The following is a 9,956-nucleotide window of genomic DNA, read 5'->3' as shown; positions in this document are numbered from 1 at the left end:
CGTGGGCGCTCGTGCTCGCCAATGCGACCGCCCGCGAAGACGTGGTCTTCGGCACGACGGTCTCCGGGCGTCCCGCACACATCTCCGGTATCGAGTCGATGGTCGGACTGTTCGTCAACACCGTGCCCGTCCGCGTCCGGCTCGACCACCGCGAAAGCCTCGCCCAACTGCTGCGGCGGATCCAAACCGAACAGGTTGCCCTGCTCGACCATCACCACCTCGGACTCGCCCAAATCCAACAGCTGGCCGGTCCCGGCGCGATGTTCGACACCGTAACCGTCTTCGAGTCCTACCCCGTCGACTCGGCCGGACTGTCCGAGGACACCGACATCGCCGGAATGCATGTCCTCGACGTCCAAGGACGAGACGCCGCGCACTATCCACTCGGCCTGATCGTCCACCACGACACTCATGTGAAGTTGACCTTCAAATACCTGCCCGAACTCTTCGGCCAACACCAGATCGACGCCCTTGCCGACCGGGTGCTGCGGGTGCTCGACACCATCGCCACGCATACCGACCTCCCCCTCACCCAACTGGAACTGCTCTCGCCGGTCGAGCGAGCCACGCTGGTGCCCGTCCGTGGTCGCCCCGGCGCCGAGAAGTCGGTGTTGTCGGAGGTGTTGTCGACCGCGGCCGCGACAACGCCGGACGCAGCAGCGCTGGTCTGTGCCGGGACGACGCTGTCCTACCGCGAGCTCGACGAAACCTCGAACCGGTGGGCGCGGGTACTGATCGCCGCTGGAGTAGGACCGGAATCGGTGGTGGCCGTGGCCCTACCGCGCTCCATCGACGCCATGATCGCCGTATGGTCGGTCGCCAAGACCGGCGCCGCGTTCGTGCAGGTCGATCTCATCCATCCGCACGACCGGATCACCGGCATTCTCACCGATTCCGGCGCCGCCCTAGGGCTGACCTACAGAACCTACCGAGACCAGCTACCGAGCGAGATCAGCTGGCTCGACCTCGACGATCCCACCTTCGCCGCGACGACGGAGGCGGCGCCGCCGAGCCCGATCGACGACCACGAGCGCACCACCACACTGCGGCCCGAGCATCCGGCCTACCTGATCTACACCTCAGGCTCCACCGGGACGCCCAAGGGAGTCGTGGTCACCCACGCCGGCATAGCGAACCTGGCCGCCGAAACGCGGGAACGGTTCGGTGTTACACCGATGAGCCGCATACTTGCTGCCGCTTCGCCGAGCTTCGACGTCTCGATCCTCGAATGGCTCACGGCCGCAGCGGCCGGTGCAACGCTGGTCCTCGCCGCGACACCGGTGGCCGCTGGCGCCGAACTGGCCGAGGTGATCGACGCCGAACGCGTCACCCATGCCGCGCTCACCCCGACTGTGCTCGGATCGCTGCCCACCGATGGGCTCGACACCCTCCGGACGCTGATCCTAGGCGGCGAGACCTGCCCGCCCGACCTCGCCGCTCAATGGGCACCGGGCCACAGGGTGATCAACACCTATGGCGCCACCGAGAACACGATCATGAGCTGCGCCGATGCTCCGCTGACCGCGCATGCGGACGGTCCGATGACTATTGGTGGTCCGGTGCGCGGCTTCACCGCCGTGGTACTCGACCGCAGACTGCGGCCAGTCCCACCCGGCGTCCCCGGCGAGCTGTACCTGTCCGGACCGGGCCTCGCCCGCGGTTACCACCGGCAACCCGCGACCACCGCGGCCCGATTCGTCCCCGACCCCTACGGGCCGCCCGGGACACGCATGTATCGCACCGGCGATCTCGTCGCCTGGACCGCCGACCGCGCGCTGCGGTTCATCGGCCGCAGCGACCTGCAGTTGACGATGCACGGACATCGAATCGAACCCGGCGAAATCGAAACGGCGCTGCGTAGCCAGCGCGATATAGCTAATGCAGCGGTCACCGTGCACACCAGACCCAACGGCGCCCGCCAGCTCGTCGGCTATGTCGTACCCGCCCCCGACGCCACACCAGATATCACCACATTGACCACTGAACTCGCGACCAGTCTGCCCACCCATATGATTCCTACCGCCATCATCACTCTCGACCGGATGCCGCGCACCGCAACCGGCAAACTCGACTACAAGGCGCTGCCGAGCCCCGACCTGCGTCACTCCCCGTACCGGCCGCCGTCGACCGAACTCGAGGCCACCGTCTGCGACGCCTTCGCCGAGACCCTCGACATCGAGCGAGTCGGCGTCGACGACGGCTTCTTCTCCATCGGCGGCAACTCGCTGGCCGCCGCCCGATTGGTGGCGCGGCTGGTGGAGTCGACCGGTGCGACCGTGCCGGTTCAGTGGATCTTCACCGATCCGACTCCGGCGACGCTCGCTGGCCGCATCGACGCCCGACTGCGCGGCCTCGACGAACCGGACACCGGCGACGTACTCGCCGTCGTGCTCCCGCTGCGCGCCGCCGGTGCCGAGGCGCCGCTGTTCTGCGTCCATCCGGCCGTCGGATTGGCTTGGGGTTTCAGCGGACTCGTGCAGCACATCGATCCCGACCGCCCGGTGTACGGGCTGCAATCCCCGGCATTCAGCGATGCCACCGCGGAATTCGAGACGCTCGACGAACTCGCCGCCCGCTACGTCCAAGAGATCCGCGCCATCCAGCCGCACGGCCCGTACCACCTGCTCGGCTACTCGCTCGGCGGCACCATCGCGCACGCGATCGCGGCCCGACTCCGCCGCGACGGCGAGTTGGTCGCCACCCTGGCCATGATGGACACCCGCGTCGTCACGGCCAGCACCGTCCGCGTTTCCACCCCGACGATCACGCAGATGCTTGCCGAGTTCGGCGGAATCGCGATGCCGACGGACGGCGCCGACGTCAACGCCGAGGCCGCGGCCGAGTTGCTGCACCAGCAAGGCGGACTCTTCACCGCTGTCACCCCTGAGCATCTGGCGACCTTGCGCGACGACTACACCCGGCTCGTCGACCTCACCCGGCATCATCGGCCGACGCGGTTCGACGGTGATCTGATTTATTTCCGCGCCGCCGACGACACGGACGGCGGCCCCGATCCGGCCCTCGCATGGAACGACCTCATCACCGGCCGGATCACCGAACACCCCATTCCGGTCCGGCACGAACGGATGATCGAACCCGATTCGCTGCGCGCGATCGGATTCGTCCTCACCGAGCACTTCCGCTCTGCCCGCAACAAGCAACCGGGGCCCATCACATCCGGAAGGACAGGCCGATCATGACCACCTCCCAAATCGTCGGGACCCGCTCCGGCGTCGAGCCAGTCAACCTATTCGCTACCGATGAGGCGACCCGCAGCGCCCTGCATCCCTGCGCCGCCGAATTACAGCGGTGGACGGTCGAATATCTGTGCCGACCGCACCCGGACCTCGGCCGAACCGGCGCGGTCTGTCCTTACACCAATCGTGCCGTCCGGAACCAGTTCATCTGGGCTGCCTTCGAAAGTCGTTCCATCGATGCCGACCGCATAGCCGCAATCATCGACGATCTGTACGACTTGTTCCCCGCCCTGCCACCGCAGGGCGAACCCGATGCCAAATCGAAGGCGGTCCTCGCGGTCTTCCCCAACCTCACCGAATACTCCGACATCGACGATATTCAACAGGACCAGAAGTCTCGGTTCGTCGAAAAGGGTCTGATGCTCGGTCAGTTCTATCCGGGGTGCACCGCCCCGGGACTGCACAATCCGGACTTCCCCGCACTCGACGCACCACTGCCCATGCTCGCCGTCCGCTACATGGCCCCCACCGACTTCCCATTCCTCAATACCCGCCACGAATGGATGGACTCCTACCTCAAACTCTTCGCCCCCACGATCCCCAAGTTCATCGCGTCCACCATGGCCGACAGACTTGTACAGGAACCCGAGGCGTCGGACGGAGCTCCCTGAGGTTCACCGCGGCAACCAGGGCCGAACCGGAAACCTCGCTTCGAGTACGAGTATTGCGTGGATCTCGGGCTCGATATTCGTTGGTCAGGCGCGGCGGGCCAGCATCGCCAGCAGTAGTTCGGCACGTACGCGCGCGCTGTCGAGATCCACTCCGAGCAGAGTTTCGGCCGTGCTGATCCGCTTGCGCAGCGTATGTCGATGTACCCCGGTCGCGGCTGCGGCTGATTCCCACTGCCCGTTCGCTTCGAGGAACGCGCGCAGCGCGGTCATCAGGTCGGTGCCGCATACACGGTCGTGGTCGGCGAGTGGACCGAGCACGGTATCGCCGATCGATGCGAGCGCTTGTCGGGTCGCGTCGAACGATAATAGGGACCGTCCAGCGAGCGGGGCGAATTCCGCAGGCGCAGTGCCACGTTCGGCGGCGGACGCGGCGAGGCGGGCATTGGCCAGCGCGGTGATCAGATCGTGCACCGGATGTGGGTCGCTGATTCCGGAGCGGGTGAGTTTGCTTGTCGCGGTATCGATCTCGATCCGGTGCGCGACAGTTGTACCCGGGGTGCCCGGCAGTACCACCACGACTTCCCGGTTCAGGCTCTGCATGAACAGTGGTTGCCCGGCCCGAATTATCGCCGCCGTGATGGCGGCTCGGACCGCCTCGGCCGCGGCCTCGGTATCGCAGTCCACAACGAGCACGCGGATGCGTCCCTGTGCGTCGGCAGCTTCTGTCAATTGCGCCCACGCCGGGCCGAGGTCGGTGTCACTGCTCAGCAGCAGTCCGAGTGCGTGGCTGTTGAGCAGGTTTTGCGCGGCTTGCAGTCGTGCCGGTTTCTCGAAATCCAGGGCCAGTAGCGAGTTGGCGTGGCCGAGCAGGATCTGATCAGTGGGCCCGAGTGGTGCGTGGCCGACCACTGCGAGGGTGCCGTACGTGGTCGGGCCGACGCTGATGCGTTGGTGGGTGATCGTCGTCCCGGATGGAGCGGTCAGCACGCTGCTGGCCACGCCCGGCGGCTCGGTGGCTATGGCCGCGCGCACCGTGCGCAACAGTTCGTCGTCCGGCGTGCCCGGATGCGCCGCGACGACATCGCCCGATGGATCCAGCATCAATACGGTCGCGGTGAGCGAGGTGGCCAATTCGCGCACCACGGCCGGTGCGCCCGCCCGGACCAATGCGCGGGTCATCCGAGGTTGGGCGCGGGAGGCGCGCAGCAGGGCTATGTGCTGCAACTCCGCCAACCGCGCGGTTACCCGTTTGACGATTGCCGCGAACGGTGTCGGCAGTGGCACTTCGAATAGCGGAATGCCGATCTCGTCGGCGGCCGTGATCAGGTCGGGCGGGACTTCCTCATAGGTGAGGCCGGTGCCGAATCCGACTGCGGTGACACCGCATTCGTCGAGTCCGCGCAGATATGCCGCGCGCTGCTGCGGCTGGGGCGGCAGCCGTATCCCGGTGGTGAGCACGAGTTCGCGACCCGATAGCCAGGGGAATGGATGCTCGAGTTCGGTAGTGAGTACCAGATCGAGTTCGCGGTCCACGCCGGTCGCGCCGCCCACCAACAGCAGCGCGAGATCGGATTGGGATAGCACCCAGCTAACCGGAACAGACACTGCCAGAAGTGTACAGAATGTCGATTGCTCGCCGATTGCCTGTCCAACTCGGCGCAAACGCGGAATCGGTGAAACCGATTGATCTGGTCGAGAGCGCGCATCGACTCGACATCCTGCGCCAGGACGTGAAACCGAGTACGACGAGCCAGCATTGACCGACTTCGGCGGAAACCATCCTGCTGACCGCACATGCTCGCTGTTCGCGCAGTCGACGAAATGGCGCGTGACCGGACCAGGCTTGGCCGAAATGGCGATGGATCATGACAGCGGCTCCACCGAGACTCGATATAGACCTCCGACCCCCGATGGGAGCCCTCCGATGATCGAGATCGAGCACCGCCTGGCCCAGCGGCGCAATATTGTGACCGCTCTGCCCGGGCCGCGGTCGTCGGCGCTGGCCGATCGTCGCAAGGCCGCGGTGGCCGCGGGCGTCGGGTCGTCGGTGCCGGTCTACGCCGCCGACGCCGATGGTGGTGTCATTGTCGACGTCGACGGCAATTCGCTGATCGACCTGGGTTCCGGCATCGCTGTCACCGGTGTGGGCGCCTCGCATCCGAAGGTCGCCGCGGCCGTTGCCGACCAGGCGGGTCGGTTCACCCATACCTGTTTCATGGTCACGCCGTATGAGGGCTATGTCCGGGTGGCGGAGGAGTTGGCCGTGCTGACGCCCGGCGACCACGAGAAGCGCACCGTGCTGTTCAACTCCGGTGCGGAGGCGGTGGAGAACGCGATCAAGGTGGCGCGGTTGGCGACCGGGAAGAGCGCGGTGGTCGCCTTCGACCACGCCTATCACGGGCGCACCAACTTGACCATGGCGCTGACCGCGAAATCCATGCCCTACAAGGCAAACTTCGGGCCGTTCGCACCGGAGATCTACCGGATGCCGAGCTCCTACCCATACCGCGACGAGCCGGGGCTGACCGGGGCAGAGGCCGCGCGGCGGGCGATTTCGCGGATCGAGGCGCAACTGGGTGCCGATGCGGTGGCCGCGCTGATCATCGAGCCGATCCAGGGGGAGGGCGGGTTCATCGTGCCAACGCCGGGATTCCTTCCGGCGCTGGCGGATTGGGCTCGACGCAACAATGTCGTGTTCATCGCCGACGAAGTGCAGACCGGCTTCGCCCGCACCGGGGCGTGGTTCGCCAGCGAGCACGAGGGTGTGGTGCCCGACATCATCACCATGGCCAAGGGCATCGCGGGCGGTATGCCGCTGGCGGCCATCACCGGGCGGGCCGAACTGCTCGACGCGGTCCATCCCGGTGGGCTCGGCGGCACCTACGGCGGCAATCCGGTCGCCTGTGCCGCGGCGCTGGCCACCCTGGAGGTGATGCGCGAGCTGGACCTGCCTGCCAGGGCGCGGGAAATCGAGGCGATGGTGGTGCCCGGGCTGCGGGCGTTGGCCGAGCAGGTCGGCGTGATCGGTGAGGTGCGTGGTCGCGGCGCGATGCTGGCAATCGAGATCGTGCGGCCCGGGACGTCGGTGCCCGATCCGGTGCTCACGAAAGCTATTGCCGCCGAGGCGCTTTCCGCCGGAGTGGTGCTGTTGACCTGCGGCACCCACGGCAATGTCATCCGCCTGCTGCCGCCACTGGTGATCGGTGCGGATCTGCTTGCCGACGGCATTGATGTGCTGACCGAGATTTTGCGTCGCAAGACCGTTTCGAACTGATCGAGGAGAATCGACCATGCGTGATGTGGCCGCGCTCTTGGCTTCGCTGCCCACCGGGCTGTGGGTCGCGGGCGAACAAGTGCCTGCAACCGGGGGACGGACGTTCCCCGTGCACAATCCGGCGACGGGGGAGGTGCTCGTCGAGGTGGCCGATGCGTCGGCCGCCGACGGCGCCCTCGCGCTGGATGCCGCTGTTCGCGCGCAAAAGGATTGGGCCGCAACACCTTCGCGGGTGCGGGCGGAAATTCTGCGGCGCGCCTGGGAACTGGTGATCGAACGGCGCGACGACTTCGCGCTGCTGATGACCTTGGAGATGGGTAAGCCGCTCGCCGAGAGCTACGGCGAGGTCACCTACGGCGCGGAATTCCTGCGTTGGTTCGCCGAGGAAGCGGTCCGGGTCAACGGCCGCTACACGCACTCGCCGTCGGGCAACGGCCGCATCCTGGTCACCAAACAGCCGGTCGGCCCGACCCTGGCGATCACGCCGTGGAATTTCCCGCTGGCCATGGGTACGCGAAAGATCGCGCCCGCCTTCGCCGCTGGCTGCACCATGGTGGTCAAACCCGCCGCCGAAACCCCGCTGACCATGCTGCTGCTCGGCCAGGTCTGCACCGATGCCGGGCTACCTCCGGGTGTGCTGTCGATCCTGCCGACCTCGGCCGCAGCGCAGCTGACCGATCCGATGTTCGCCGACGAACGCCTGCGCAAGGTGACCTTCACCGGCTCCACCGGTGTCGGCAAACTCCTTCTCGCCCAAGCGGCTACGCGCGTTCTGCGTTCCTCCATGGAACTCGGTGGCAACGCTCCGTTCGTGGTGTTCGCCGACGCGGATCTCGATGCCGCGGTGGACGGAGCGATGGCAGCCAAGATGCGCAATACCGGCGAGGCGTGCACCGCCGCGAACCGCTTCCACGTCGACAACGCGGTACGCGAAGAGTTCACCGCCGCGTTGGCCGCCAGGATGCGCGCGTTGAAAGTCGGTCCAGGCCATCTCGACGGCACCGAGGTCGGACCACTCATCAGCGAAAAACAACGCGGCACAGTCATATCCCTGGTACAGGATGCAGTGGCCAAAGGCGCGGTCCTCACCACCGGCGGCGCGAGCCTGCCCGGCGAAGGCTACTTCTTCGAACCCACCGTGCTCGCCGACGTCCCCGCCGACGCGCGCATCCTGCGCGAGGAGGTATTCGGCCCGGTCGCCGCGATCACCGGCTTCGACGGCGAAGACGAGGGCATCGCACTTGCCAACAACACCGAGTTCGGCTTGGCCGCATACGTTTACACCACCAACCTCGACCGAGCCTTCCGCGTTGCCGAGGCACTGGAATCCGGCATGGTCGGCATCAACCGAGGCATCATCTCCGACGTCGCCGCCCCCTTCGGCGGTGTCAAGGAATCCGGCCTCGGCCGCGAGGCAGGAACCGAAGGCATCGACGAATACCTCGAAACCAAATACCTCGCCCTCCAATAACCGGCCCGCCATCTGTCGGGGACAATCGACTGACTGATCGGCGGTATGGACCGTACGAGCCACGCGATGGGCCCTCCCCAGCCGGGTTCTCAGGGTCAACTCCTTCGATGAGGGTGACTCCTCGGTGCCCTTCGGCGGGTGGAAGTTGTCCGGCTACGGACTCGACCGCAGCATCCACGCGCTCGACCATTGTTTCCGCATCGAAGGCGGCTGCGGAGCTCGAGGAATGCGGCCATGGTCGCGGCGGAGCGGTTGCCGTCCACCGAGGTGGGGCGGCCGATGGCGATGCCGGTCTGCACGTGCCCACTCGACGACGCCGTAGCTGACAGCTTCTCTCAGCGGTTCGGGTCGAACGGTTCGGTGCCGAGGACCAGCGAGAGTCCCGAGATGCCGGAATGCGCTCGGGCGTAGGCAAGTTCGTGGCTCAGGTCACCGATATTGTTGACGATCGGCAAACTGATGCCCACAGTCGACAGTGTGCCGAGGGCATAGCCGTTGCGGTCGAGGAAGGCGCTGCCGCTGTCGCCGGGTATCCCTGGTATGGGCGCGGTCACCGCGTGTGTCCAACCGGCGGTAGTAAGCCCGTCGGCATTGCTTTGGCCGGTCCGAGGCGACAGTTCGGCGATTCCGAACTGCAGGCTGGGGTTGCCGTAACCGTAAACGTGGTCACCGATGCCGGTTCCGGTGGTGTTGATGCCGACGGGACCACCCCAGTACGGCACGCTCGGGTTGACCTTGTCGACGTCCTCGGCGGCGATCTTCACCAACGCGAAATCGTTGTAGGCGCAGGTATTGTGGTCCTGCTCGCCGTCCCGCTGCATGGCCAGCCAGCTGCTGTAGACCAGTTGACCGGTGCCGACGACGTCACCCGGGAGCATGAGCAGGCCGCCGCGGTTGAAGGTTACCGCGGTGCCGAGCGGGAGACTGTCGGCGGTGCAGCCGTTGGGGTCTTGCAGGTCGCCGATACCCGTACCCGCGCAGTGCGCGGCCTGACCGAGGTATACGTTGCCGACATTGTCGACGAAGGTGTAGTTCGCAGTGCACGGCCGCGCGCCCTGGGTGTTGGCCTGCACGCCGGGCGTTATGGTGGCGGACGCAGCCGACGCCCATCGGTGCCCCGACTTGTCTGCGGCAAGGGTGAATTGATCGGCACTACCGGCCCACGGCTGTGACGACGCAGTGCCGCATTCGGCAATGAGATGTGCGCCGGTGGCTGCGACGACGGCGGTCACCGTGACCGCGAGCGCACGGTAGAGGGTGGATCGCTGCATGGGATATTTCCCTTTCGCTGTGAAGTTCGGCTGCTCTACTGCGGTGTGGCCTCGCGGTATGACGGCCATGCC

Annotated in this window: 6 protein-coding genes; 4 read left to right on the top strand and 2 right to left on the bottom strand. The window is 66.6% G+C overall.

Translation table 11 applies throughout. From position 1 onward, the window contains the following. On the top strand, positions 1-3,200 hold a 3,200-nt coding region (locus ABZW16_RS41315; protein WP_354961608.1), incomplete at its 5' end, for an amino acid adenylation domain-containing protein. Beyond that, positions 3,197-3,868, top strand: coding sequence for a DUF6875 domain-containing protein (locus ABZW16_RS41310; RefSeq protein WP_354961607.1), 672 nt, complete (start codon positions 3,197-3,199; stop codon positions 3,866-3,868). The genes ABZW16_RS41315 and ABZW16_RS41310, both read left to right, overlap by 4 nt. 84 nt (positions 3,869-3,952) lie before the next feature. Here the strand turns inward: ABZW16_RS41310 and ABZW16_RS41305 are convergent, their stop codons facing one another. Beyond that, complete coding sequence (locus tag ABZW16_RS41305; protein WP_354961606.1) at positions 3,953-5,473, bottom strand: PucR family transcriptional regulator; 1,521 nt, start codon at positions 5,471-5,473, stop codon at positions 3,953-3,955. Between the two features lie 319 nt (positions 5,474-5,792). On the opposite strand from ABZW16_RS41305, the gene gabT reads away from it, so the two are divergent. Next, positions 5,793-7,142, top strand: coding sequence for a 4-aminobutyrate--2-oxoglutarate transaminase (gene gabT, locus ABZW16_RS41300; protein WP_354961605.1), 1,350 nt, complete (start codon positions 5,793-5,795; stop codon positions 7,140-7,142). A 16-nt stretch (positions 7,143-7,158) separates the two neighbouring features. Next, positions 7,159-8,613, top strand: coding sequence for an NAD-dependent succinate-semialdehyde dehydrogenase (locus ABZW16_RS41295; protein WP_354961604.1), 1,455 nt, complete (start codon positions 7,159-7,161; stop codon positions 8,611-8,613). Positions 8,614-8,948: 335 nt separating this feature from the next. Here the strand turns inward: ABZW16_RS41295 and ABZW16_RS41290 are convergent, their stop codons facing one another. Continuing rightward, positions 8,949-9,953, bottom strand: a complete 1,005-nt coding sequence (locus tag ABZW16_RS41290; RefSeq protein ID WP_354961609.1) for a hypothetical protein — start codon at positions 9,951-9,953, stop codon at positions 8,949-8,951. Positions 9,954-9,956 lie beyond the last annotated feature (3 nt).

It is taken from the genome of Nocardia sp. NPDC004604 (assembly GCF_040609795.1).
GTDB lineage: Bacteria > Actinomycetota > Actinomycetes > Mycobacteriales > Mycobacteriaceae > Nocardia.
The sequence above is the reverse complement of the archived record's forward strand: the minus strand, read 5'-3'. Positions and strand labels throughout refer to the sequence as shown.

What these genes read in the sequence shown, in the direction of transcription:
- ABZW16_RS41310 (WP_354961607.1), top strand. Translation starts at nt 3,197, where the DNA reads ATGACCACCTCCCAAATCGTCGGGACCCGCTCCGGCGTCGAGCCAGTC.
- gabT (WP_354961605.1), top strand. Translation starts at nt 5,793, where the DNA reads ATGATCGAGATCGAGCACCGCCTGGCCCAGCGGCGCAATATTGTGACC.
- ABZW16_RS41290 (WP_354961609.1), bottom strand. Translation starts at nt 9,953, where the DNA reads ATGGCCGTCATACCGCGAGGCCACACCGCAGTAGAGCAGCCGAACTTC.
- ABZW16_RS41295 (WP_354961604.1), top strand. Translation starts at nt 7,159, where the DNA reads ATGCGTGATGTGGCCGCGCTCTTGGCTTCGCTGCCCACCGGGCTGTGG.